The organism is Kocuria sp. KKT182 (genome assembly GCF_055635395.1).
Map to the genome: position 1 here is coordinate 2,492,148 of NZ_CM145757.1, position 24,632 is coordinate 2,516,779.

At 73.9% G+C, this 24,632-nt stretch carries 23 protein-coding genes; 7 read left to right on the plus strand and 16 right to left on the minus strand.

Annotation, left to right across the window (positions count from 1 at the left end):
* Window positions 1–40: 40 nt before the first annotated feature.
* From ACZ2G1_RS11715 to ACZ2G1_RS11740, 6 genes are all read right to left on the minus strand, one after another.
* The gene (locus tag ACZ2G1_RS11715) at window positions 41–871 is read right to left on the minus strand and encodes an FAD:protein FMN transferase (protein ID WP_272026439.1); all 831 of its coding nucleotides are present in this window, start codon (window positions 869–871) and stop codon (window positions 41–43) included.
* Window positions 868–1,086, minus strand: coding sequence for a hypothetical protein (locus tag ACZ2G1_RS11720; protein WP_017835016.1), 219 nt, complete (start codon window positions 1,084–1,086; stop codon window positions 868–870). Before ACZ2G1_RS11720 ends, ACZ2G1_RS11715 begins: the two co-directional genes overlap by 4 nt.
* Before the next feature lie 88 nt (window positions 1,087–1,174).
* On the minus strand, window positions 1,175–1,588 hold the full coding sequence (locus ACZ2G1_RS11725) for a hypothetical protein (protein ID WP_126349613.1): 414 nt from the start codon (window positions 1,586–1,588) through the stop codon (window positions 1,175–1,177).
* Window positions 1,589–1,825: 237 nt separating this feature from the next.
* Complete coding sequence (locus ACZ2G1_RS11730; protein WP_272026433.1) at window positions 1,826–2,191, minus strand: hypothetical protein; 366 nt, start codon at window positions 2,189–2,191, stop codon at window positions 1,826–1,828.
* Between the two features lie 256 nt (window positions 2,192–2,447).
* Complete coding sequence (locus ACZ2G1_RS11735) at window positions 2,448–3,128, minus strand: YqjF family protein (protein WP_470377726.1); 681 nt, start codon at window positions 3,126–3,128, stop codon at window positions 2,448–2,450.
* Window positions 3,129–3,177: 49 nt separating this feature from the next.
* Entirely contained in the window at window positions 3,178–3,441 is a 264-nt protein-coding gene (locus ACZ2G1_RS11740; RefSeq protein WP_470376839.1) for a hypothetical protein, read from the minus strand.
* A gap of 192 nt (window positions 3,442–3,633) precedes the next feature.
* Between ACZ2G1_RS11740 and ACZ2G1_RS11745 the strand changes: the two genes are divergently transcribed.
* On the plus strand, window positions 3,634–4,512 hold the full coding sequence (locus ACZ2G1_RS11745; protein WP_272026429.1) for a serine hydrolase: 879 nt from the start codon (window positions 3,634–3,636) through the stop codon (window positions 4,510–4,512).
* A gap of 17 nt (window positions 4,513–4,529) precedes the next feature.
* On the opposite strand, the gene ACZ2G1_RS11750 is transcribed toward ACZ2G1_RS11745, so the two are convergent.
* A complete protein-coding gene (locus tag ACZ2G1_RS11750; protein ID WP_470376840.1) occupies window positions 4,530–6,218 on the minus strand; it encodes an ABC-F family ATP-binding cassette domain-containing protein in 1,689 nt (562 codons plus the stop codon).
* A 231-nt stretch (window positions 6,219–6,449) separates the two neighbouring features.
* Between ACZ2G1_RS11750 and ACZ2G1_RS11755 the strand changes: the two genes are divergently transcribed.
* A complete protein-coding gene (locus tag ACZ2G1_RS11755) occupies window positions 6,450–7,409 on the plus strand; it encodes an AraC family transcriptional regulator (protein ID WP_470376841.1) in 960 nt (319 codons plus the stop codon).
* A 5-nt stretch (window positions 7,410–7,414) separates the two neighbouring features.
* Entirely contained in the window at window positions 7,415–8,389 is a 975-nt protein-coding gene (locus ACZ2G1_RS11760) for a helix-turn-helix transcriptional regulator (RefSeq protein ID WP_017835024.1), read from the plus strand.
* On the opposite strand, the gene ACZ2G1_RS11765 is transcribed toward ACZ2G1_RS11760, so the two are convergent.
* Window positions 8,386–9,081, minus strand: a complete 696-nt coding sequence (locus ACZ2G1_RS11765) for an SCO1664 family protein (RefSeq protein WP_109269052.1) — start codon at window positions 9,079–9,081, stop codon at window positions 8,386–8,388. The genes ACZ2G1_RS11760 and ACZ2G1_RS11765 overlap by 4 nt on opposite strands.
* A 10-nt stretch (window positions 9,082–9,091) precedes the next feature.
* Window positions 9,092–9,736 carry an MSMEG_4193 family putative phosphomutase gene (locus ACZ2G1_RS11770; protein ID WP_017835026.1) on the minus strand — a complete coding sequence of 215 codons (645 nt, stop codon included), beginning with the start codon at window positions 9,734–9,736 and terminating at the stop codon, window positions 9,092–9,094.
* A gap of 130 nt (window positions 9,737–9,866) precedes the next feature.
* On the opposite strand from ACZ2G1_RS11770, the gene ACZ2G1_RS11775 reads away from it, so the two are divergent.
* Together ACZ2G1_RS11775 and ACZ2G1_RS11780 are read left to right on the plus strand one after the other, a co-directional pair.
* A complete protein-coding gene (locus tag ACZ2G1_RS11775; RefSeq protein ID WP_035924417.1) occupies window positions 9,867–11,282 on the plus strand; it encodes a magnesium chelatase ATPase subunit I in 1,416 nt (471 codons plus the stop codon).
* 70 nt (window positions 11,283–11,352) lie between these two features.
* The gene (locus ACZ2G1_RS11780; RefSeq protein ID WP_095650067.1) at window positions 11,353–13,341 is read left to right on the plus strand and encodes a vWA domain-containing protein; all 1,989 of its coding nucleotides are present in this window, start codon (window positions 11,353–11,355) and stop codon (window positions 13,339–13,341) included.
* Window positions 13,342–13,362: 21 nt separating this feature from the next.
* Here ACZ2G1_RS11780 and ACZ2G1_RS11785 read toward each other — a convergent pair whose 3' ends face one another.
* Window positions 13,363–14,472, minus strand: coding sequence for a DUF808 domain-containing protein (locus ACZ2G1_RS11785; protein WP_109244475.1), 1,110 nt, complete (start codon window positions 14,470–14,472; stop codon window positions 13,363–13,365).
* A 224-nt stretch (window positions 14,473–14,696) separates the two neighbouring features.
* Between ACZ2G1_RS11785 and ACZ2G1_RS11790 the strand changes: the two genes are divergently transcribed.
* A complete protein-coding gene (locus ACZ2G1_RS11790) occupies window positions 14,697–15,416 on the plus strand; it encodes an alpha/beta hydrolase (RefSeq protein ID WP_115163293.1) in 720 nt (239 codons plus the stop codon).
* A gap of 118 nt (window positions 15,417–15,534) precedes the next feature.
* On the opposite strand, the gene ACZ2G1_RS11795 is transcribed toward ACZ2G1_RS11790, so the two are convergent.
* From ACZ2G1_RS11795 to dnaB, 6 genes are all read right to left on the minus strand, one after another.
* Window positions 15,535–16,272, minus strand: a complete 738-nt coding sequence (locus ACZ2G1_RS11795) for a gamma-glutamyl-gamma-aminobutyrate hydrolase family protein (RefSeq protein ID WP_470376842.1) — start codon at window positions 16,270–16,272, stop codon at window positions 15,535–15,537.
* Window positions 16,273–16,777: 505 nt separating this feature from the next.
* On the minus strand, window positions 16,778–17,815 hold the full coding sequence (locus ACZ2G1_RS11800) for an alcohol dehydrogenase catalytic domain-containing protein (protein WP_470376843.1): 1,038 nt from the start codon (window positions 17,813–17,815) through the stop codon (window positions 16,778–16,780).
* Window positions 17,816–17,854: 39 nt separating this feature from the next.
* A complete protein-coding gene (locus tag ACZ2G1_RS11805) occupies window positions 17,855–18,802 on the minus strand; it encodes a helix-turn-helix transcriptional regulator (protein WP_290467679.1) in 948 nt (315 codons plus the stop codon).
* A 185-nt stretch (window positions 18,803–18,987) separates the two neighbouring features.
* Entirely contained in the window at window positions 18,988–19,728 is a 741-nt protein-coding gene (locus ACZ2G1_RS11810) for an alpha/beta fold hydrolase (protein WP_290467680.1), read from the minus strand.
* 23 nt (window positions 19,729–19,751) lie between these two features.
* Entirely contained in the window at window positions 19,752–20,216 is a 465-nt protein-coding gene (locus tag ACZ2G1_RS11815) for an ester cyclase (RefSeq protein ID WP_470376844.1), read from the minus strand.
* A 172-nt stretch (window positions 20,217–20,388) separates the two neighbouring features.
* Window positions 20,389–22,989, minus strand: a complete 2,601-nt coding sequence (gene dnaB, locus ACZ2G1_RS11820) for a replicative DNA helicase (protein WP_109244488.1) — start codon at window positions 22,987–22,989, stop codon at window positions 20,389–20,391.
* Between the two features lie 150 nt (window positions 22,990–23,139).
* Here dnaB and ACZ2G1_RS11825 point away from each other — a divergent pair, with 150 nt between their 5' ends.
* On the plus strand, window positions 23,140–24,570 hold the full coding sequence (locus ACZ2G1_RS11825; RefSeq protein ID WP_290467681.1) for an amidase family protein: 1,431 nt from the start codon (window positions 23,140–23,142) through the stop codon (window positions 24,568–24,570).
* Window positions 24,571–24,632: the final 62 nt, after the last annotated feature.

The following is a 24,632-nucleotide window of genomic DNA, read 5'->3' on the forward strand; positions in this document are numbered from 1 at the left end:
ACCGCCTCCACCCTAGCCACCGGCGGGGCCGTGGGCGGACTCAGCGGGCCAGGTGGTGCTCCCGGCCGATCGACCAGGCCGTGTCCGCGGGGGCGGGGTCCACGCCCCAGGCGGACCACTCGTCCAGGCCGGCGAACCAGCGGGCCCCGTCCCGGCCGGCGACCACGAGGGCCGTGGCCAGCACTCCGGCGAGCCGTGCGTCCGGGCCGACGACCGTCGCGGACCGGGCGCCCGCGGCGGGCCGTCCCGTGCGCGGGTCCACGACGTGCGCCGGGCGCTCGGCGGTGCTCGAGGTCGACACCGCGCCGTTGCCGGGCAGCACGGTCCAGGTCACCGCGCCGGCGTCGTCGGGGTGGCGGATGCCCACGGTCCAGGGCCTCCCGGGTCCGGCGGACCCGCGGGTCACGACGTCCCCGCCGGCCTCCACGCAGACGTTCGCGCACCCGGCGCGGACGAGGTCGTCGGCGATCCGCTCCACGGCCCACGCCGTGACGTAGCCGGAGGGGTCGAAGCCGCCGCGCACGGCCCACGGATCGAAGCAGCCGTCGGTCAGCTCCCGGGCCTCGCGGCAGCGCCGGAGCACGTCCAGGAGGGCGCCCTGGGCGGCGTCCCACCGGCTGAGCCGGCGCTCGTCGAGCAGGCCGGAGCGGAGCGCCGTCACGAGCGAGTCGGGGCGGTAGGTGGAGAAGACGGCGTCGACCCACCGCATGTTGGCCACGGCCGTGTCCAGCGCGTGCTGCACGGCGGGCTCGGGGGGCAGCCCCTCCTCGCCGGCGCGGACGTCGACGGTCACGGAGGTGCCCCAGACGGGCTCCCGGTGGCGGTGCCACCGGCCCTCGGGGCGGCGCAGCTCGACGGCGGGGGCGCTCACAGCCCGGCCCGCTCGAGGAGCTCCCGGCAGACCGTGCGGTAGCCCTTCACGGCGGGGGCGGCGCCGCTCACGACGTCGACGCGCGCCGGCCGCCTCGTGAGGACCTCCTCCTGGAGGACGGGGACGGCGCGGTCGTGGAGCCGCTGCGGGGGGCGTGGGGGGAGAGATGTGCGGTCGATGACTTCGACTATAGGACCGGGGGTGGTGCCGGTCACTGGACTTTCGGGCAGAGTTCCGCAGCCGGGGACGCGGGACGGGCCCGCTCCTGCGCCGGCGCAGGAACGGGCCCGTCCACCGGTCCCGCTAGTCGGCGATCTCGATGACCTGCAGCGGCAGGTTCGTGCCGGTCCCGCAGAACTCCGCCTGGCACTCCTGGATGAACCCGGAGAGCACGGCCGGTCCCTCGTCGAAGGCCATGTTGAAGGCCACGGCCTGGTAGTCCAGCTCGACCTCGCCGCCCTCGCAGACCCACTGCTGGAAGTAGCTGCCGTTGGCGATCCGCCCCTCGGAGACCCGCTGGGTCACGCTGAGGGAGACGAAGATGTTGCTCCCCGCCGTGCACGAGACCTTGTAGGTGCCCTCGACGGCCGCCCCCTCGGCGATCCGCGTGGCGTCGCTGATCTCGTAGATCTCCATCGCCTGCGCCGGTGCGGCGGCGACGAGACCGATTCCTGCCGCGAAGGCGGCGGCCGTGACTGCCCTGGTGGTTCTTCTCATGGTTCTGTCCCATCCGGTGGAGAAGCGAGAAGCGCTTCGCGACTGGTGCCGGCCCGCAGCGCATTCCCCCGAACGCCCCCGGGCCCCGTGTCTGGTGCGACGTCACCAACGTAGGCGCAGGTCAGGGTGCATCGGCCACCGTGCGTGAAGATGACGGACACGATTCGGACACGGTGCCGGTGCCACCGCGGCCGCCGGGCACCGGCCCGGACCGGGAGGCGCCGGACGGGGCGCCGCTCAGAACGCGTCGTCGATGGGGACGGGGCGGCCGTGCCGGTCGTAGTAGTAGACGCCCTGCGTCTCCGGTGTCCCGTCGGCGGGGTCCTCCGGCGGCTCCGCCGGGAGGGCGCCGCCACCGCCCCGGGCGCCGAGCGCGAGCGCACCGACGGACACGAGCAGCAGGAGCACCACCGTGAGCAGCGGCCCCAGGGGCACGGCGCGGACGAGGACGGCCAGGACCACGGTCAGCGCGAGGAGCAGGAGCAGGGCGCCCGTGGCCGCGGGCTCGAACGCGCGACCGGGGCGGGCGGCCCCCGGCTCGGCCGAGGACCGGCCGGAGAAGTCGGGCAGCTGGGGCAGCTCGGGAACGAGCGGAGTGGTCACGGCGGGCCTTTCGCGTGCGGCTCCCCCGGTGGAACGGTCCCGGCGGTGAGCGGCTCCGGGAGCGACCTCGACCGGAGTCCCCCCGGTCGCTCCTGCGGGAGTTGGTTCCATCCTGGACCTCCCGCGCGCTCCGGGCCTGCCCACTCTTGTGGGGCTGTCGGGCGCCGGGCGGCACGATCCGGGGGACGGAGTCCCCGGACGGCCGCGGACGGTGCGCGGGCAGGTGCGGTCCGGCGGACGGTGCCGGGCCGGCGGATCAGGGGCCGTGCACCGTCCGGGGCCGCCCGATCCGGGTCCGGACGCCTGGTGAGAACAGCACGGACTCGGGCGGCCCGTCGACGTCGAGACCGGCCGCGGCCAGCAGGCCGTCCTCGAGGTGCGCGACCGCCGCGGGGTGCAGCGGCCACGGCTCGTGCGAGACGGGGACGTGCACCGTGCGGCCGGCGAACCGGCTGTGCAGACCGAACCGCGCGGTGAGCTCCAGCGACAGCTCGTCGTCGGCGCGGGCAGTGCGGTCCGGGTGCACGGCGAAGGAGGACGTCGTCCGTCCGCGGCGCCGGACGACGTCGTACCCGTAAGCGGGATCCGCCCCGTCGGGGGCGACGGCCCGGCACTGCGACCACACGTAGGGCAGACCGGCCGTGCGGGCGCCGAGGACGACCGCGAGCCGTGGCGCGTCGAGGGACAGGAACACCACGGCGCGCGTGCCGTCCGGCTCGCGGGAGTAGAGGCGCACGTTGATCTCGGGGAAGCTTCCCCAGTAGGGCAGGGGCACCGCGGCGCCGAGCCGGATCCGCTGCATCCGGAAGCCGACGAGGCCCGCCCAGGCGGAGCCGTCGACCACGTCAGCCCGGACGCCCGGCGGCATCCGCGCGGCCGCGGCGGACACGGGGATCCGCCAGTGCAGGAAGACGGCGTCCTCCCAGCGCTGGTCCATCAGGTGGGGGCGCGGCAGCCCCGGCGCCGCCGGCCAGGGAGCCGCCGGATCAGCCGTTCTCCTGCTCGTCATCCTGTTCCATGGGACCCTCGCCCTCCGTGGGACTGATGGGCCCGGTCGTGTTCTCCTCCTCGGTGGCGTCCGTGGCCTCGTCCTCGGCGGTCTCCTCGCCTCCGGCGGGGGCCTCCTGCTCCGTGCCCTCCTCGCCGCCGGACCCGGGGTCGTCGCACCCCGCGAGCCCCAGGGCGGCAAAGGACAGGAACCCGATCGCCAGCGTCCTGCGCCACCAGCTCTCGCCCGCAGCTGCTGTCATGACCCCTCCTCCGTGGTTCTGCATGAGCATCAAAGGTAAGCACGCTTTCCAAACCGGTGCAACAGAGGGGACAGGATTGACGGAAGATGCTCAGCGGAAATCCAGGACGGCGCCGGTACGGTCGGGAACGGGGCCGGCGCCTGCCGCCGGGGCGAACCGCCCGCGTCCCCGTCCGGGAACGAAAGGCGCACCGTGCGCACGAGCTGTCGAGGGGCCCGATCCGGCCGCGCCGCGGCGCTGGGCCTCGCCCTCGCCCTCCTCCTCGGCGCCTGCGGCGGGGACGGGGCCGTGCCGGCCGCCGCCCCGACGGCCGAGGCCGCCGCCGCGGGCCTGGCGGCGGACCTGGAGGAGCTCGCCGCCGAGGTGCCCGGGGAGCTCGGGGTCGTGCTGCTCGGCCCGGAGGGCGGGGAGGTCGTGGCCCGCAACGCGGACCGCCCGTTCACGAGCGCGAGCCTCTACAAGCTCTTCCTGGCCCATGCGGTCCTCGACCGGGCCGACCGGGGCGCCCTCGCCCTCTCGGACGTCGTGCCGGGACTGGGCCTCACGGTCGAGCAGGCCCTCGACGTGATGATCAGCTGGTCGGACAACGCCTCCGGTGCGGCACTGGGCCAGTGGCTCGGGTGGGAGCAGGTCGAGGCCTTCGCGCACGGGCAGGGCTTCACGGCCACGACCTTCGACCCCGACACCGGTTCGCAGGACGTCGTCGCGATGACCACCACTCCCGCGGACGTCGCCGCCCTCCTTAAGCGGCTGCGCCGCGGTGAGCTGCTCTCCGGCTCCTCCACCGCCCTGCTCATGGGATTCCTCGAGGAGCAGCACTTCGACTACGCCCTCTCCTCGGGCTTCTCCCCGGACGTCGGCTTCGCGCACAAGACCGGCCTGCTGGTGGACGTCTCGCACGACGCCGGGATCGTCGAGCTCGGCGGGCACGACTACGTCGTCGCCGTCCTGACCGACGGGTGGTCCGACTACGAGGAGTCGGCGCCCTGGTTCGGGGACGCCGGGCGGGAGATCGAGGCGTACGTGCGGGAGGACACCGGCACCTCCCCCAGCCCGGCCGCGGCACCGTAGGCGGGTGCTCCGGGCGGTCAGTCCGTCCCGGACCGCACCCGGAGCACCCGGCCCCGCCAGCGCCGCCGGACCCACCGGTCGTGCGTGGCCAGCACCACCGTGCCCGGGAAGTCCTCCAGGGCCCGCTCGAGCTCCTCGGCCAGGGCCAGCGACAGGTGGTTGGTGGGCTCGTCCAGGAGCAGCAGCGGGGCGGGCTCCGCGACCAGGGCCGCGAGCGCCACCCTCCGGCGCTGCCCGGGGGAGAGCTCCCCGAGGGGGCGGCGGGCGTCGCCGGCGCGCAGGAGGCCGAGCTCCTCCAGCGTCGGGGCGCCGCTGCCGTCCCGCAGCCGGGAGCGGAAGGCCGCCTCGGCCGGGCACGCCGGGTCCGGCCAGGAGTCGTCCTGGGCCAGGCGGCCGACGACGACGGGACCCTGCCGCTCCACGGTCCCGCCGTCGGCGCGCAGCTCCCCCGCCAGCACGGCGAGCAGCGTCGACTTCCCGGTGCCGTTCGGGCCCTCGACCAGCAACCGGTCCCCGGCGCGCAGCTCGAGGTCGGTCGGCGCCAGTCGCCCGTCCACATGTGCCCCGGTGAGCCGGACCAGCGGGACGTCGGCGTCGGCCCCGGTGTCCGCGCCCCGGTGGAAGCCCGCGAAGCGCAGGGGCGCCGGCGGGGGGCCGACCGCGGTGCGCTCGAGCTCGGCCAGCCGGTGGCGGGCCGAGCGCACCCGGCCGCCGATGGTCTTGGCGGCGCGGTCGCTGTAGAACTTCCGGGTGATCCGGCCCTCGGACTTCGGGGCCGTGGTGTGGAAGATCTCCCGGCCGGAGACCTCGGCGATCTCCCGCAGCCGCTCCCGCTCCTGCCCCTGGGCGGCGAAGCGCTCGGCCCAGCGGCGGCGGGCGAGCTCCCGCTGCCGGAGGTAGGAGCTGTAGCCGCCCGTGGACGCCGTGCCCTGCCGGGGCGGGCCGCCCGCGGACTCGTCGGGCCCCAGGGCGGGGTCGAGGTCGACCACCCCGGTGGCCACCTCGTCCAGGAACCACCGGTCGTGGCTGGCCAGGAGCACCGGGCCACGCCAGCCGGCCAGCTCGGCCGCGAGGAAGTCGACGGCGTCGTCGTCGAGGTGGTTCGTCGGCTCGTCGAGCAGCAGCGCCGTGGGCCGGGCGAGCAGCAGCGCCGCGAGCGCGAGGCGGCGCCGCTGCCCGCCGGACAGCTCCCCGACCGCCCGGCTCCTCGGCAGCCGGGCCAGTCCGAGTCCGCTCAGGACCGTCTCGATGCGGGCGTCGAGGGCCCACAGCCCGTGGCGCTCGGCGTCCCGGAGCACGGTGTCGTAGGCGTCCGCCGTCGCGGGGTCGTCGGGCGCCGCGGCGATGCCGGCGGCGAGCGCTGCCAGCCGGTGCTCCAGGGCGCGGACCTCTCGGACGGCTCGCTCGACGACCTGCTCCAGGGTGGTGGCGGCGGGGAGGTCGAGCTCCTGGTGGAGGAGTCCGGTGCGCTCGGGCCGGTGCACGGTGCCGGTGCCCGGCACCAGGAGCCCGGCCGCCACGTGCAGCAGGGTGGTCTTGCCGGCGCCGTTCTCCCCGATCAGGCCGGTGCGCTCACCGGCGGCGACGGTCAGGGACACGTCGGTGAGGACCCGGCGGCCGGGGTGGCTGACACCGATGCCGTCCAGGCGCAGGTGGGCGGGGCGGTGCGGGGCGGCGGTCGCCGCCGAGGGGGCGGTGGTGGTCACGGTGCGGTCCTGTCGATGCTGGGGGTCGGGCCCGCCGGGCGAGTGCGGCACCGGATGCGCGGAGCCCTCTGGGCTCGGATCGACGGTGCCGGCCGCGGACGCGGGCCGGGGCATCAGGACAGGAACATGGCCACCAAGGTACGCCCGGGCGGGCGCCGCGGGCAAGGGTCCCGGCGGACCGCCGGCGGTCCGCGGTCGACTCCCTCGGCGGTCGGGCGTAGCCTGCGGACCATGGACTCCCAGGTGCAGCGGGCCGTGTTCAGCACCCGCGACCCGGCCGAGGGCATCGCGGTGCTCGACGAGGTCTTCGCCATCCGGGGCGTGCGCCGCTCCCCGGACGGCAGTTTCGACATGACCCTGGCCTCGACCGGGATCGACTTCGTCGCCTACGAGCGCGTCCGGCTGAAGGGCTCCTCGTGCACCGGCCGCACGGACGGCGCCGGCGTGCTGCGGGTGTGCCACGTGACGGCGGGCGTGCTGAGCGCCACCAGCGCCGGCGACCGCTTCCCCCGCACCGGGCCCTTCCTGTTCCCGCAGCGCACCTTCAGCAGCTGGTGGGACGACCTCGAGGCGACCACCGTGTCCCTGGACCCCGCCGCGGTGGAGGACCACGCCCGGCGGCTGCTGAGGAACGAGGGCTTCCGGCTGGAGTTCACGGGGACCCGCCCGGTGTCGCCGGCCATGACCCAGTACTGGCGCGGGACGGTCTCCCACTTCGCCCGCGACCTCCTGCCCGACTCCCGGGCGATGAGCAGCCCCCTGATCCGCTCCGAGGCCGCCCGCTCCCTCGCCACCGTCCTGCTGCACACCTTTCCCGGGAGCTTCCTGGACCGCAGCGGGACGGCCACCGGGCAGACCCGCCCGGCTCCGGCCGGAGTGCGGCGGGCGGTGGCCTTCATCGAGGAGCACGTGGCCGCGGACGTCGGACCGGCCGACATCGCCGCCGCCGCCCGGATGAGCGTGCGCGGTCTCCAGGCGGCTTTCCGCCGGGAGCTGGACACCACCCCGATGGCCTACCTGCGCGACGCCCGGCTCGACGCCGTCCACCGGGAGCTGCTGGCCGCCGACCCCACGACCGGCTCGACCGTGGAGGCGGTGGCCGCCCGCTGGGGCTTCGGCCACCGCGGCCGCTTCGCCGCCGCCTACCGGGACCGGCACGGCCAGGCCCCCGCCACCACCCTGCGGAGCTGACCGGGATGCCCCAGGAGACGGAGCGGGCGCCGGGGACGCCGATCCGCCTGCACACGGCGACCACCGACCCGGAGGTGGCGAACGAGGCGCTGCAGCAGATCTACACCAGTGCGCGCATGGGCACGATCACCGACGAGTCGTCCTTCCTGTACCGCCAGGACGTGCTGGGCGACGCCGACCTCCAACTGGGCCGGCTCACCTTCCGCGGCAGCATCGCCGGCCGGATGGTGCTCGACGACATGTTCTCGGTCGTCGTGCCCCGCGCCGGGGGCGTCAACTGGAGCATCGACGGCCGGAGGGGCAGCGGGCTCGGGGTGTTCCTGCTGCAGCCGGGCCAGGAGTACTGCGGCGAGGTGGACCAGCTGCTGGTCGACTCGGTCACCATCGACCGGTCCACGCTGCGGGAGACCGCCCGGACGGTCCACGGGGACGAGACCCTCGAGGTCGCCTTCCACGGACCGCGCCCGCACTCCCCCGCCCGGGAGAGGCACTGGAGGAGCACCTTCGCGTTCGCGCAGCAGGTCCTGGCCGACCCCGAGGTCGCTTCCCTCCCCCTGCTGCGCGCGGATCTGCGGCGGCGGATGTCGGTGGCGACCCTGGAGGCGTTCGCCCTCGCCGGGGAGCCCGTGGCCCGGCGCGCGTCGGCCGCCGGGCAGCAGGCGGCCTACCGGGACGCGGTCGAGTTCCTGCACGCCGCCGCGTCCTCGCCGATCACGGTCGAGGACGTCGCCCGCCACGCGGGGGTGAGCACCGTGGAGCTCGTCCGGGCCTTCCGCTCCCACGCCGGGACCACGCCGGGGGCCTATCTGCGCGAGCTGCGGCTGGTGGCCGCCCACGACGACCTGGTGCAGGGCGACCCGGCCCGGGGTGACACCGTGCGCGGCATCGCCCGGCGCTGGGGCATGAACCACCCCGGCGACTTCGCGCGCCGCCACCGGCAGGCCTACGGCGAGAACCCGGCCGCCACCCTGCGCCGTTAGAGCAGCGGCCAGGGGATCCGGCGGCCGGTGACGTCGACCGGCAGGACCGCCTCGTCGAGGAGCCGGCGCACCCGCCGCCGCAGCGCGGCCACCTCCTCGGCGTCGAGGAGCTCGGCGAGCTCGGCGGGGACGTCGTCGGCCAGCGGGGCGATGTCCCGCAGCAGGTCCTCGGGCACGGGCTCGCCGGAGAAGTCCCAGACGACCGTCCGCAGCTTGAACGCCGCCGCGAAGCACAGACCGTGGTCGATCCCCCAGATCCGGCCGTCGGCGCCCCGCAGCACGTGGCCGCCCTTGCGGTCGGCGTTGTTGGCCACGAGGTCGAACAGCGCGATCCGGCGCAGGGCGTCGTGGGTGTCGGGGGCGGTGTCGTAGAGGGTGAAGTAGTGCTGCCGCGGGTCGTGCTCCACGAACCGCTGCAGGGACCCCGAGCCGAACGGGCCGTCCTGGCGCAGGACGGTGGGCGGGACGATGCCCCAGCCGAGGAACTCGCTCAGCACGTACGCGGCGCGCTCCCGCCGGTGCAGGCCGGGGCGGAAGTCGAGCAGCGGCCGCTCGCCCTCGAGCGGCTTGTAGATCCCCCAGGCCGTCTCCTCCTCGAGCGTGACCTCGACGAGCAGCGCCGAGTTGCTGCTCTCCCGGATCAGTCCGAGGAGCTCCAACCGGCCCTCCGTCAGGAGCACGAGCTCGCCCATCAGCGTCCGCTCACGACACCCTCAGGCCGGCCAGCGGCTGGTCCGTGGAGTTCACGGTGAGCACGGCCGGCGCCTGCCCCGGCGCGTACGAGATCGCCGAGACGGAGCACGGGCTGACCACGATCCGCTGGAACAGGTCCAGGTGCGTGCCCAGGGCGTGGGCGAGGGCCGCCTTGATGGGGTCGGCGTGCGAGAAGCAGACCACCACCCCGCCCTCGTGGGCGGCGCGCACCCGGTCCACGGCGCCCACGGTGCGCGCCTGCATCTCCGGGAAGCTCTCGCCGCCGGGGAAGCGGAAGGTCGAGGGCGCCCGCTGGACGGTCGACCACGCCTTGAGCCGGGAGAGGCGGGAGAGCTCCTCGCCCGTCCACTCCCCGAAGTCGCACTCGAGCAGTCCCGGCTCCACGACGGCCTCCCGGCCGGTCCGGGCCGCGGTCGGCGCCGCGGTCTCGCGCGTGCGCTCGAGCGGTGAGGTGTACACGGCGTCGACGCGCACGCCCGCGAGCCGCTCCGCCACCCGGTCCGCCTGGGCCCGGCCGCGCTCGGAGAGGTGCAGGCCGGGGGCCCGCCCCGGCAGGACCTTGCCCGTGGTGGGGGTCTCCCCGTGCCGCACGAGCAGGACGAGGGTGCTCCGTGGTGCCTTGCGAGTGACCATGATGCACCAGCGTACTGGCGGGGGCCCCGGGGCCACAGGGGCCCCGCGCCCGTCGTCGTCGGGCGCCGCCTGCGACGACGCCGGCCCCGGCCCGGGGGCGCCCTCTTGACGCCGGGGTTAGGTTGGCGCTGTGACTGATCGCACCGATCACCCTGACATTCGCACGCTCGGCGAGCTCCGCGCCGCCGGCGTGACCCACCGGACGCTGCGCGAGGAGATCCGCGAGAACCTCCTGCGCACGCTGGCCGAGGGCGGTGACCCCTGGCCGGGCCTGCACGGGCTCGGGCGCACGGTCCTGCCGCAGCTCGAGCGGGCCCTGCTCGCCGGCCACGACGTGGTGCTGCTGGGCGAGCGCGGCCAGGGCAAGACCCGCCTGCTGCGCACCCTCGCCGGCCTGCTCGACGAGTGGTCCCCCGCCATCGAGGGGTCGGAGCTCAACGAGCACCCCCTGGAGCCGCTGACCGAGGCGTCGCGGCGCCGGATCCTGCTCGAGGGCGACGAGCTGCCCGTGGTCTGGCGGCACCGGTCGGAGCGCTACGTCGAGAAGCTCGCCACCCCGGACACGTCCGTGGCGGACCTCATCGGGGACGTGGACCCGATGCGCGTGGCCGAGGGCCGGCGGCTCGGGGACCCGGAGACCATCCACTACGGGCTCGTGCCCCGCTCGCACCGCGGGATCGTGGCGATCAACGAGCTGCCCGACCTCGCCGAGCGCATCCAGGTGGCCATGCTCAACGTGATGGAGGAGCGGGACATCCAGATCCGCGGCTACGTCCTGCGGCTGCCGCTGGACGTCCTCGTGGTGGCCACGGCCAACCCCGAGGACTACACGAACCGAGGCCGGATCATCACGCCGCTCAAGGACCGGTTCGGCGCCGAGATCCGCACCCACTACCCGCTCGAGCTGGAGGACGAGATCGCCGTGATCCGCCAGGAGGCCGAGCTGATCGCCGAGGTCCCGGACACGATCCTGGAGACCCTGGCCCGGTTCACCCGCCTCCTGCGGGAGTCCTCCGCGGTGGACCAGCGCTCGGGGGTGTCGGCGCGCTTCGCCATCGCCGGCGCGGAGACGGTCGCGGCCGCGGCGCTGCGCCGCGCCACGATCCGCGGCGAGGCGGAGGCGGTCGCGCGGATGGTGGACATGGAGACGGCCACCGACGTCCTGGCCGGCAAGATCGAGTTCGAGTCCGGCGAGGAGGGCCGCGAGCGCGCGATCCTCGACCACCTGCTCCGCCGGGCCACCGCCGAGACCGTCCGCGGCCGCTTCCGCGGTCTCGACCTCGGCCCGGTCGTGGAGGCCTTCGACGGCCGCACGACCGTGTCCACCGGCGACGACGTCTCCGCCCAGGACTTCCTCGCCGGGCTGCCCGAGCTGACGGCCTCCGACGACGACGGGGCCGCGACCGCCTACGACGAGATCGCCGCACGCCTCGGCGCGAGCACGCCGGGCCAGCGCGCCAGCGCGATCGAGCTGGCGCTGGAGGGGCTCTACCTCGCCCAGAAGATCTCCAAGGACGCCGACGAGGCCGGCACCGTCTACGGCTGACCGCACGGCCGGCACCAGGACCCGCACCGGGTTCCGCACCGGGACACAGAGAAGACACAGAGGGGGCGTCATGCCCGCACACCACCGGTCCTCGAGGTACGGCCGGTACACCGGAGGACCCGATCCGCTGGCCCCGCCGGTGGACCTCTCCGAGGCGCTCGAGGCCGTCTCCGAGGACGTCATGGCCGGGTACTCGCCGGAGCACGCGCTGCGCGAGTTCCTCCGGCGGGGCGGCCGCGGCCGCGACGGCCTGGACGACCTGTCCCGGCGCCTGCAGCAGCGCCGGCGCGAGCTGCTGAAGCGCCACGGCCTGGGCGGCACGCTCGAGGAGGCGAAGAAGCTGCTGGACAAGGCGCTGCGCCTGGAGCGCGAGCAGTTCCTGCGGGACGCCCGGATGGACCCGATGGACCGCTCCTTCCGGGAGATGCAGCTCGACGGCCTGCCGAGCTCCACGGCCGCCGCCGTCAGCGAGCTCGCGTCCTACGACTGGCAGTCCGAGTCCGCCCGGGAGGCCTACGAGCAGATCAAGGACCTCCTCGGCCGCGAGCTGCTGGACCAGCGCTTCGCCGGGATGAAGCAGGCCCTGGAGAACGCCACGGACGCCGACCGGGAGGCCGTGGCCGAGATGCTCCGGGACCTCAACGAACTGCTCGAGAAGCACGGGCGGGGCGAGGACACCGAGGAGGACTTCCAGGACTTCATGGCGAAGCACGGGGAGCACTTCCCCGAGAACCCGCAGTCGGTCGACGAGCTGATCGACGCCCTGGCCCAGCGCGCGGCGGCGGCCCAGCGGATGCTCAACTCCATGTCCCCCGAGCAGCGCCAGGAGCTGATGCAGCTCTCCGCCCAGGCGTTCGGCTCCCCCGAGCTGATGGACCAGCTCGGCCGGCTCGACGCGAACCTGCAGGGACTGCGCCCCGGCGAGGACTGGGGCGGGTCGGAGGGCTTCGAGGGCCAGGACGGCCTGGGCCTCGGCGACGGGACGGGCGTGCTCCAGGACATCGCCGAGCTCGACTCCCTCGCCGAGCAGCTGGCGCAGCACCACCGGGGCGCCAACCTGGACGACATGGACCTCGACGCGCTCGCACGGCAGCTGGGCGAGGACGCCGCGGTCTCGGCCCGGACCCTGGCCGAGCTGGAGCGGGCGATGCGGGACAGCGGCTACCTGCAGCGCGGCGCCGACGGGGACCTGCGGCTCTCGCCCCGCGCCGTGCGCCGGATCGGGAAGGCGCTGATGCGGGACGCCGCGCAGAACCTGTCCTCCCGGACCGGTCAGCGCGACACCCGCCTCGCCGGTGCGGCCGGCGAGCCCTCCGGCGCCACCCGGGAGTGGCAGTTCGGGGACGCCGAGCCGTGGGACACCACCCGCACCATCACCAACGCGATCCGGCGCACCGCCGCCGAGGGCGGCGACGTCCGGCGCGGGCTGCGCCTCGACGTCCGCGACATCGAGGTCGCCGAGACCGAGGCGCGCACGCAGGCCGCCGTCGTCCTCCTCGTGGACACCTCGTTCTCCATGGCCGCCGAGGGGCGCTGGGTGCCTATGAAGCGCACGGCGCTCGCGCTCCACCACCTCGTCTCCACCCGGTTCCGGGGGGACCAGCTGCAGATCGTCGCGTTCGGCCGCTACGCCCGCGCCCTGCCGGTCGACGAGCTCACGGGGCTGCCGCCGGTGCGGGAGCAGGGCACCAACCTGCACCACGCCCTGCTGCTCGCCACGCGGTTCTTCCGCAAGCACCCCTCGATGCAGCCCGTCCTGCTCGTGGTCACCGACGGGGAGCCCACGGCGCACCTGCTGCCCGACGGCGAGAGCTGGTTCTCCTGGCCCACGGAGCCGGAGACCCTGCGCGCCACGGTCGAGGAGCTCGACCGGCTGGGACGCATGGGGGCCCAGGCGACGTTCTTCCGGCTCGGCGACGACCCGGGGCTGGAGCGGTTCCTGCGGCGGATGGCCGAGCGGATCGACGGGCGCGTGGTGGCGCCGGACCCGGGGGACCTGGGCTCCGCCGTCCTGGACGAGTACCTCAACGCCCGCGCCGGGGACCCCGACGATCTCTGAGCGGACTCCCGGCGAGCCCGGTCAGCGGGCCGCGGTGGAGCCCCCGTCGGCCGGCGGGGTGGGGTCGGACGGGCCGGACGGTCCCGCGCCCTCCTCCCCCGAGGACGCCGCCGCGGAGGACGCCGCTGAGGAGTGCTTCCCGTGGTGCTCGTCCTGCGCCTCGTGGGCGCCGTGGGCGGCGTGCTCGGCCTCGTGCTCGCCCTTGCCGAAGGGCAGCAGCTCCCAGACCAGCACCAGGATGGCACCCCAGGCCAGGCCCAGGACGGCGGAGAAGAAGGTGTTCGTGAGCCAGGCGAGCGCCGCGCCGAGACCGCCGGGGACGGCGTCGTGCACGAGCACCTCGACGTGGTGGACGGCCTCGTACGGGGCGTGCCAGCCCAGGTCGTCGAGGCCGACGAGGACGATGTGCCCGCCCACCCAGATCATGGCGGCGGTGCCCACGACCGAGATGACCGTGAGCAGCCCGGGCATGCCCTTCACCAGGCCGTGGCCGATCTTCTGCGTGGTCGGGGAGGACCGTCCGGCCAGGTGCAGGCCGAAGTCGTCCATCCGGATGATCAGCGCCACCACCCCGTAGACCAGGACGGTGATGCCGATGGCCACGACCACCAGGATGGCCGCCCGCGAGAGCAGCGGCTCGCCGGCCACCTCGTTGAGGGAGATGACCATGATCTCGGCCGAGAGGATCAGGTCGGTGCGCACCGCGCCCCCGACCATCGTGTCCTCCGCGTCCTTGCCCTTCTCGACCACGGGGGTCTTGGTCTTGGCCCCGTGGCCCGAGATCTTCGACCAGATCTTCTCGGCCCCCTCGAAGCACAGGTAGCTGCCGCCGAGCATGAGGATCGGGGTGAGCAGCCACGGCGCGAACTGGCTCAGCAGCAGGATGACCGGGAGGATGAAGATGAGCTTGTTGCGCAGCGAGCCCTTGGTGATGCGCCAGATGATGGGCAGCTCGCGGGCCGGGGAGACGTCCTGGACGTACTGCGGGGTCACGGCGGTGTCGTCGACGACGACGCCGGCGGCCTTCATGCTCGCCCGGCCCGCCGCCGCGCCGATGTCGTCCACGGAGGCGGCGGTGACGCGGGCCAGGGCGGCGACGTCGTCCAGCAGGGCCATCAGACCGCCGCTCATCGGAGGGCCTCCGGCGCGGTCTCAACAGGGGCGGGCGGAGCCGCGGTGGTGATCAGCATGATGACAGAGTAGGGCCTCGGACGCCCGGATGCTCCCGCGCGGGACGAACGGGCACCGATGTCCTGCCGTTCCGCGGAGCCGGTGCTGTGCGCCCGGCGCCGGGGGCGCTCCGGCACCGGACCGTCCAGCACCGACCAGGAAGCACCGACCAGGAGGCACCCCGCATGGACCCCGTTCACCCTGCCGCCGGACCGGCGGGGGCGCGACCGCCCGCGCCGTCGCCCGCTCCGCACGTCGTCGTCCTCCCCGGCGGCGGGTACGCCCGGCACGCGGACCACGAGGGCGAGCCCGTGGCCGAGTGGCTCCGCGGCCTCGGCCTCTCCGCCGGCGTCCTCCGCTATCCCGTGCACGCCAGGCACCCCGTCCCCGTGGACGCGGTGCACGCCGAGGTGCGCCGGGTCAGGGCGGCCGGGGCCGGGCGGGTCGTCCTGCTGGGCTTCTCCGCCGGCGGGCACCTGGCCGGGCACGCCGCACTCACCGCACCGGACTCGGGGCCCGAGCGGGTCGACGCCGTGGTCCTGGGCTACCCGGTGGTGTCCATGCAGCTCGACACGCACCGGGGGTCGCAGGAGGAGCTCCTGGGCCCGGGGCCCGCCGCCGAGGTGCGGGCGGCCACGTCCCTCGACCGGCTGGTGACCCGGGCCGCGCCGCCCTTCTTCGTGTGGCACACCGCCGACGACGCGTCCGTGCCCGTGCAGCACTCCTACCTGCTGGCCCAGGCGCTGGCGCGCCGGGGCGTGCCCCACGCCCTCCACGTCTTTCCCCGCGGACCGCACGGTCTCGGACTGGCCGGCGGCACCGGTGCGCCCGCGGCCTGGCCGGCGCTGTGCGCCGCGTGGCTGGCCGGCCTGGCGGAGGACGTCACGCCGCCCGCCGCCCGGTGAGGCCTGTCGGCCGCCGACGCACCCTCGAGCAGGCCCACCCGCCCGGGCTCCGGCCGCCGCCCCTCCGGTCCGCGCCGCGGCGCGGCGCTCCGCGGCGCGGACCGGAAGACGGACCGGCTCACGCGGCCAGCACGCGCGACCTGGGGACGCGGCGCCGCCCGGACCCGGCCTGCTCCACGAACGCGGAGAACAGCCGCCCCCGGTCCGCGGCCGAGCCGTGGGAGTCCTCCGGGTGCCACTGCACCCCGACGGCCCAGGTGCGGCCCAGGTGCTCCGTCGCCTCGACCACGCCGTCCTCGGCCACGGCGGTGACGCGCAGCTCGGGGGCCACGACCCCCATGGCCTGGTGGTGGTCCGACCGGACGGTGAGCCGCCGGGCGCCGAAGACGGCGGCCAGCCTGCTCCCGGGCTCCAGGGCGACCTCCTCCTCGGGGCACACCGGGTCCCCCGGCGCACCGCGGTGTCCGTGGCCGGTGCCGGGATCGGGGACGAGAGTTCCCCCGCAGGCCAGGTTGAGCAGCTGGGCCCCCCGTCCGATCGCCAGCAGCGGGGCGTCGCGGTCGAGGCTCTGCACGAGGAGGTCCACGGTGTAGAGATCGGCGCGCCGGTCGACCCCGTACCCGTTCGGCACGGGCCCGCCCGCCCCGTAGAGGGCAGGGTCGACGTCCCCTCCTCCGAGCACCAGCACCGCGTCCGCGGAGGCGGTGACGGCGGGGTCGGGCAGCTCCCGGGCACTGGAGTCGACCAGGATCGGCCGGGCCCCGGTGTTGACCAGGCACTGCAGCGCGGTGCGGGTGCGGCGGCGCATCAGGTCCCGGGTCTGCGGGGTGAGGCCCGGGAAGTTCAGCGACACCACGGTCGCCACGGTGGGCGCACTGGCACGGAGGCTCCACAGTCCTACGGGAGTCACCTCGTGCGCATTCAGATGAACGGCCTGTCGGTTCATGCTGTCATCTCCTGTTCGATCATGAGGTCCTCGCTCCGTGCCGGGTGGCGGGCGCACGCGGCGCCGCCGGGGCGGTCGGAGGGAGGAGGAGTTCAGGCCCGAAGCGTTTTCGGGGGCACCTGGTGAGTTGTTGCGGAGCTGAACGGTGGCGGTGGAGCCGACCGGGATGGGAGCGGCGGACACCGGGGTGAACGGCGGTCGCCCTTCACGCGATGCACCGGGGAAGTTCGCGTCCCCCGAGTGGTGCAGATCACTCTGCCCGAGGCGGAAGGGGGTGCGCCCCTCTTTTCCGGAAGAACATTGCCGATTCTTCACGATCCACGAAAATCGGCTGTCGGAATGCGGGGACGGGGCCCGGGCAGCGGCGGGCGGTCCCCGGCGCCGGGGTCGGTCCGCTCGCCGCCTCCGAGCGGGTCTACAGCCCGGGATCGATCATCGTCATGCCGGCGACCGTCGCGGTGTCGAACACCGGCAGCAGCGCCGCCGCCTCGTCGAGCCCGATGGTGCGCTCGATGAGCTTCTGGGGCTGCAGTGCGCCCTGCTCGATGAGCGCCATCATGGCCGGATAGTCGGCCGCGGCCATGCCGTGGCTGCCGAGCAGGTCCAGCTCCCAGCCGATGACCCGCGCCATCGGCACGCGCGGATGGCCCTCGACCGGCGGCAGCAGGCCGATCTGGACGTGCCGGCCCCGCCGGCGCAGGCTGAGGACCGCGTCGGCGCAGGTCTGCTCGCTGCCCACGGCGTCGACGGCGACGTGGCCGCCCCCGCCGGTGAGGGCGGCGACCGCCGCGGGGACGTCGCGCCCGTCCGCGCGCAGCGTGTGCTCCGCGCCGAGCTCACGGGCGAGGGCGAGCGCCTCCGGGTTGCGGTCGACCGCGATCACGCGTCCGCCCAGTGCCCGGGCGATCATCACCGCGCTGAGCCCCACCCCGCCGGCTCCGACCACGGTGACCCACTCCCCCTCGGCGAGGCGCGCCCGGTCGGCCAGGGCCCGGTACGCCGTGGCGAACCGGCACCCCAGCGCGGCCGCGGTGGCGAGGTCGACGTGCTCGGGGACGGCCACGAGGTTCGTGTCGGCCCCGTGCAGGGCGACGTACTCGGCGAAGGATCCCCAGTGGGTGAACCCCGGCTGCTGCTGATCGGGGCAGACCTGCGCGTTGCCGGAACGGCACCACTCGCACCGGCCGCAGCCGCAGACGAAGGGGACGGTCACCCGGTCCCCGGTGCTCCAGCGGCGCACGCCCGCCCCCACCGCGACGACCACCCCGGCCAGCTCGTGCCCGGGGACGTGGGGCAGCGCGATCTCGTCGTGCCCGGCCCAGGCGTGCCAGTCGCTGCGGCACAGGCCCGTGGCCTCGACCCGGACGACCACCCCGTCGGGCGGTGCCGTGGGCTCGGCGACGTCACGGATCTCCGGCCGGCCCCGGACAGCATCGATCACCACTGCGCGCATGCCCCCACTCTCCCACGCCCGTGCGGCACCGGTCAGCGGTCAGCGGTCCAGGGTGCGGCTCGGCGTCGTCCCGTAGACCTGCCGGTAGTACTGCGCGAAGCGTCCCGCATGGGTGAAGCCCCATCGGGCGGCGATCCCCTTCACGGTGTCCCCGCGAGCCGGGTCGCCGTCCTGCAGGTCCCGGTGGGCGGCGTCCATCCGCGTCCGGCGCAGGTACTGGGCCGGGGTCAGGCCCAGGGGATGGTTGGCCTGGAACGCCCGCACCAGGGCCTTCGTGGTCGTCCGGGCGGCGCGGGCGGCGTCCTCCACGGTGATCGGGTCCGAGGCGTGGTCGTCGAAGAACTGCGCCGCGATCCGGTAGCGGCGGGACTGGGCCTCCATGGACAGGTACCGCTCCTCCCGGTCCCCGAGCAGCGGGAAGCACTCCAGCAGACCCACGGCCAGGTGGCGGGTCAGGTCGGCGCGCACCATGGGCTCCTCGAAGACCGTCGACCCCAGCATGTCGGCACCACGGCGCACCAGGTCCGACCAGTACTCGCCGAGCCGGGCGCTGACCGGGGCGGACGAGCTGAAATCCACCGGGGTCTCGTGGCCGTAGACAGTGTCGGCCGTGGCCTGCACCAGCTCCACCGGCAGGTGCGCCATGGTCACGTCGACGTCCTGCGCCACCACCAGGGACGGGTGCTCGGGGCGGAACAGCACCGATGAGCCCGCAGCCGCGTCGCCGATCTCCGCGCGGATCTGCCAGTCGTACCGGACCCCTCGCACGTGGGCCACAGTGAAGACCTCGGTGTCCCCCCACAGGGACATCGTTCCGCCCACGTGCACCGCCGACATGGCAACCTGGCCGTCCCCGGCCCTCGACAACCGGTAGGAAAACGCCGGATCGGTGGAGCTGTAGCCGAAGCGCATGCCGGTCCGCTCGCCGAGCGCGGGCAGCACCTCGGGATCCAGGATCGTGAGCTCGTGGCGGAACACCTCACCCATGAGTCAGCACCGCCTCCCGCCCAGGGCCCACCCCACGGGGGCTCTGCTCCGAAGAACCATTCTCCAGATCCGCCGGAGGGCCCGCACCATTGTGACCCGATACTTCGGCGATCCGCTCGCCCATGCCGCCCAGTTCGCCCCGGACGGTGCCGAGGCGCCGGCCTCCGGGATGCCTGCTTTTCGCGTCAGCGCGCTGCGGCCAGGAAGCGGTGGAGCACCTCGTTGTAGGGCTCCCCGGTGCGCTGAATGCTGTGGCCAGCACCGGGCACGACCGCCCGCTCGGCCTCGAGCTCACGCTCGAGGACATCGCAGACGGCGTCGAAGACCGGGCTGTGACCGCCGGAGACGACCAGCTTCGGAAAGGGCGCCTCCCGGAGGGCGCCCAGCGGAATCCGGGCCTCGTCGGTGAGGCGTTCGTGCCGGAGGATCTGCGCGTTCTGCAGCAGCGCGGGCGGCAGCGGGTTCGGCGGGGTGACGGCGCTGCCGACGTAGCCGATGAACGCATGCAGGAACGCAGTGGGGTCGGCCGGGCCCTGGTCCCACAGCTCCCGCAGCCCCCGGGCGTAGTCGCGCACGATCGGGTCGTCGGGCAGCAGGCCGAAGGCCGGCGGTTCGTTGACGGTCAGGGACCGGACCATCCCGGGGCGCTGAGCCGCCGCCAGCAGGGCCACGACGCCGCCGTAGGAGTGCCCGACCAGGTGCATGGGCTCGGTGAGCAGCTCGGCGACGTCCCCGGCGTCGACCTCGAAGTCCTCGACCTCGGCCGGCGGGTTGGGGAAGTAGCCGCGCCGGTCCACCACGATCAAATGCCAGTGCTGGGCCAGGGGGCGCTGGGTGTCCCAGGTCATCGCCCCGCCGGTGACACTGCCGTGGACCAGCAGCACGGGCGGACCGGCGCCCCAGTGCTCGACGTGGATGCTCGGCATGGGCACCTCCCGTGTCCGCGTGGTCAGCTCAGGCCGAGCTGTTCCTGCTGGGTCGCGAGATCGTAGTAGCGCCGCTCCTCCACGATCAGGCCCTCCTCGTCCAGCCGATCGAAGAAGGCCATGGGGAATCGCAGCCGGCGCCCGGTCGCGGGGACGTCCCCGGTGGGCAGCGCCAGCGGTCCGTCGTGCGTGCCGGTCGTGGTCGCCTCGACCGCGGTCACCGGGCCGTCGACGACCGTGCTCGTGACCTCCATGCCCAGGTCCGGGAAGGCCCGGAGGAAGTCAGCGATGTCCCGCTCGATCGCGGCCCGACCCCGCAGGGGCTCGGGGTACTGCGGGTCGACGACCACGGCGTCCTCGGCGTAGAAGGAGACGAAGCGGGCAACGTTGTGAGCGTTGATCGCGGCGACCTGCTCGTCGAGCACCCGCCTGCTGAGCCCCCCGGGATCCTTCCCCGGGTCCGTCGCGTCTGCGGTCGGTGCGGTCATGGCAGGCTCCTCGTCTCCGAGATCCGACACCACTATGGTCCCCCCGGCCGGCAGCCCCGACAACGTCCGTTGGGCGATCGTTGGGGACCGATCCCGCGGAGCAGCACGGCCGCGCCGCTCCGCGGGCACCCCGAGGCGAGCAGCCGGGAGCACTCCTCGGCCTGTGTGCGGGTCAGAGCCCCTCGTGCGCCATGTTCGCGAACCGGGAGTAGTGGCCCTGGAACGCCACCACGATCGTCTTGGTGGGACCGTTGCGGTGCTTGGCCACGATCACGTCGGCCTCACCGGCACGCGGCGACTCCTTGTCGTAGACGTCGTCGCGGTGCAGCAGGATCACCATGTCCGCGTCCTGCTCGATGGATCCACTTTCACGAAGATCGGACACCATCGGCTTCTTGTCCTGGCGCTGCTCGGAGCCACGGTTCAGCTGCGACAGCGCGATGACCGGGACCTCGAGCTCCTTGGCCAGCAGCTTCAGGGCACGGGAGAACTCCGAGACCTCCTGCTGGCGGGACTCGACCTTCTTGCCGGAGCTCATGAGCTGGAGGTAGTCGAGCACCACGAGCTTGAGATCGTGCTTCTGCTTGAGCCGGCGGCACTTCGCCCGGATCTCCATGAGGGACATGTTCGGGGAGTCGTCGATGAACAGCGGAGCGGAGTCCATCTTGCCCATCGTGGTGGCGATCTTGGCCCACTGCTCGTCCTGCAGCCGGCCCTTGCGCAGGTCCTGCATGTTCAGCGTGGCCTCGGCGGAGAGCAGGCGCATGGCGATCTCGTTGCGGCTCATCTCGAGGGAGAAGATCACCGTGGTCTGGTTGTGCTTGATCGCCGCGGACCGCGCGACGTCGAGGGCCAGCGTCGAGTTGTGCGTGGGGATGAACGTCCGGCCGGCCAGATACAGGTGCGAGGGATGGTCGATCTCGATGCACCGCACCGGCACGGAGTCGATCGGCTCGACCGAGGTGATGAAGCGCTGAGAGCGTTTCGGCGTAGCCCGCGCGTCTCGCTCCTTGTGCATGATTTGTTTACGACTCAGGCCGAACACCTGATCGGACGTCGAGAACGTCAGAAGATAGGCGGTGGATGAGGCCTCGCTTCGCCCATTGACTCTCTTCTCGGCCCAACCTGATCGGTACCCCAGTGAATGGACCAGTTCACGCACGTCCTGTGCCAGCCGTCGGTTTGTCACCGCGAACTGTACGCATCCTGCATTGGTCACGGTCCCGTCGGTGTCCAACAATCCAGCAAGCAGTTCTCGGCGCTGAGTTTCACTGGCTCGCAGGTACGACATGGGGATGTGCTTGTCGCCGAGCACGCCCAGAGCACGCAGGCGGCCTTGGAAAGATGCCTTTTCCTGGTGACAGACCATGCACCGCAGACCTCCGGTACAGGTACCACCGCAGTCAATGCACGTGGCTCGCACCTTGGTCGCCAGCTCGCCCTTGAGCTTGCCGCCGCAAGTCTTGGAGCACGTTCGGACGTTCCTGTCCGTGTGAGTGAAGGGCTGATCGCAGATTTCGCACCGACCATGCAGAACCCGCTCTTCCGGAGGAAGGCCGATGGCATGAGTTATCCCTGCAACAGGATGAAGCTCGTACCCCTCCGCAGAGACACGCATGAGGATCTCCTCATCGGCGCTGGTGATACGTGCCGCCCTCGAGTGACCGTCACCGAGCCACGCGCCGAGCGTGTACGGCCCAACAGCCAACTCCTGTGGAGCCAACTGCAATGCCGTGACGTTCCTTACGCTGTGGTTGAGCCTGGCTTCCTTGGTGGTGCATCGCAATGTCGAACGAATGTCAGCCGTCGTCCGGATCGCGGCAAAGGTCTGCTGGTTCTTCGCCCGGCCGTAATTGGCGATTGCGGCCTGGGCCGATCTCCGGGACGAGCGTGTATCGGTCAGCCACTGGTGCTGCTCGTCGGCGACGATCTCGGAGCCGTCGTCGAAGCTCACGCGGTAGCAGGGACGTTCGGTCATGACCTCGGTGGCCGCGACCACACGGGACGGCGTGCCGTCCGCGGCGATAACTTCGTCCCCCACCTGGACCTCGCCCATGGTGGTCCACCCCGTGGGAGTGGGAATCGCAGTGTCCAGCGCGAGCGCCTTGCCCATGGCCGGCCTCGCCGCGATGACGATCATCTGGCCGCCCTGGAAGCCCTGGGTCAGCTCGTCGAGCTCGATGAAGCCGGTGGGCACGCCGCGCATGCCCTCGCCGCGGGAGCCGGCGGCCTCGATCTCGTCGACCGTGGACTCGATGACCTCCTTGAGCACCGTGTAGTCCTCGGAGGAGCGGCGCTCGGCCACCTGGTAGATCTCGGCCTGGGCGGCGTTGACGATGTCGTCGACCTCGCCGTCGGAGCTGTAGCCGAGCTGCACGATCTTGGTGCCGGCCTCCACGAGCCGGCGCAGCACGCCGCGCTCGCGCACGATCTCGGCGTAGAAGCCCGCGTTGGCCGCGGTGGGCACGGAGGAGATGAGGGTGTGCAGGTACGCGGGACCGCCGACGCGCTCGATCTCGCCGCGCTTGGTCAGCTCGTCCGCCACCGTGATGGCGTCCGCGGGCTCGCCGCGCCCGTACAGGGAGATCACGGCCTCGTAGATGGACTCGTGGGCGGGCTTGTAGAAGTCGACGCCGCGCAGGACCTCCACCACGTCCGCGATCGCGTCCTTGGACAGCATCATCCCGCCGAGCACGGACTGCTCCGCGACGTTGTCCTGCGGCGGGGTCCGGCCGTACTCCCGGTCGCTCCCGGACGAGCGCTCCGACACCATCGACACCTGGTCCACCTCTCCCCGCGCACTCCGCGGACAGCGGAGCGCGCACACGACGACGCCGCCCCGATCTTCCGGGCAGCCCCTCCATTCTCGCACCGACCGCGGACACCGCTTGCCGCCCGGGCCCGTCCGTGGACACCATGGATCATGACGCTCACCACAGACCTCAGCGGCCCCTGTTCGTGGGACATCAGGACCACCCGGGCGGAGCTGGCCGCGGGCCGGATCAGCCACGTGGAGCACCTCGACGCCCTGCTGGAGCGCCTGCCCACGGCGCAGCGGCTGGGCGCGGTGATCAGCGCGGACCCGGAGCTGGCCCGGGCCTTCGCCCACGCGCTGGACCGCCGGGAGACGCGGGGCCCGCTGACGGGGATCCCGCTGGCGGTCAAGGACATCGTGGACGTCGCGGGGTTCCCCACCACCGGCGGGACCCGGTCGCTGGAGCACGACGTGGTGGCGCGGGACGCCCCCGCGGTGGCCCGCCTGCGCGAGGCCGGGGCGCTTTTCGCCCTGAAGACCAACCTGCACGAGCTGTCTTTCGGCATCACCTCCAACAACGGCGCGTACGGGCCGGTGCGCCATCCGGCCGACCCGGCGCTGAGCCCCGGTGGCAGCAGCGGTGGCTCGGCGGTGGCCGTGGCGGTGGGCCTGGTCCCGGCCGCGGTCGCCGCGGACACCGGGGGCTCGGCCCGCATCCCCGCCGCCCTGTGCGGGATCGTGGGCTTCCGGCCCACCCTGGGCCGCTACCCGTCGTCGGGCGTCCTGCCGATCGCCCACTCGCGGGACACGATCGGCCCCATGGCCCGGACCGTGGACGACATCGTGCTGCTGGACGCCCTGCTCGCGGGCGAGCACCCGCTGGGCGCGCCCGGCGCGCGGCACCTGGAGTTCGACGACGAGGGCCCCGGCCCGCTCCACGGCGTCCGGCTCGGCGTGCCCGAGCTGTTCCTCGAGGACCTGGAGCCGGGCGTGGACACGGTCTTCGGCGCGGGCCTGCGAGCGCTGGAGGCGGCCGGCACGGAGCTCGTGCCGGTCGACGTCCGCCCCGCCCGCGAGCTGGCCGCCGCGGCCGGCATGACGATCGCCCTCCACGAGTTCCTGCCCGACCTCCAGTCCTATCTGGAGGCGCGCGGCACGGGACGCTCCCTCGACGAGGTGCGGGACGGGATCGGCAGCCCGGACGTGCGGCGGATCTGGGAGCTGGCGCAGGTGTTCCGCGCCGCCGACGACGACTACCGCGCGGCCCAGGAGGAGCGCCGGCTCGCCCTGCGGCTGTACACCGGGGCGATGCAGGCTCAGGGGGTGACGGCCCTGGTGCAGCCGACGTGCCCGCTGACGGCCCGGCCGATCGGCGACGACGAGACCGTGGAGCTCAACGGCCGGCGCGTGCCCACCTTCGACACCTTCACCCGCCACTCCGACCTCGCCGGCATCATCGGCACCCCCGGGATCAGCCTCCCCGCCGGGCGCACCGCGGAGGGCCTGCCGGTGGGCCTGGAGCTCGCGGCGGGGCCGGGGGCGGACGCCGTGCTGCTGGACCTCGCCCGCACCGTGGAGGCGCTGCTGCGCGACCAGTGAGCCGCCGAGGTGCTTTTCGGGGGACACCGCAACAATTCAGAGCTACAACCGTTGACGAGTCC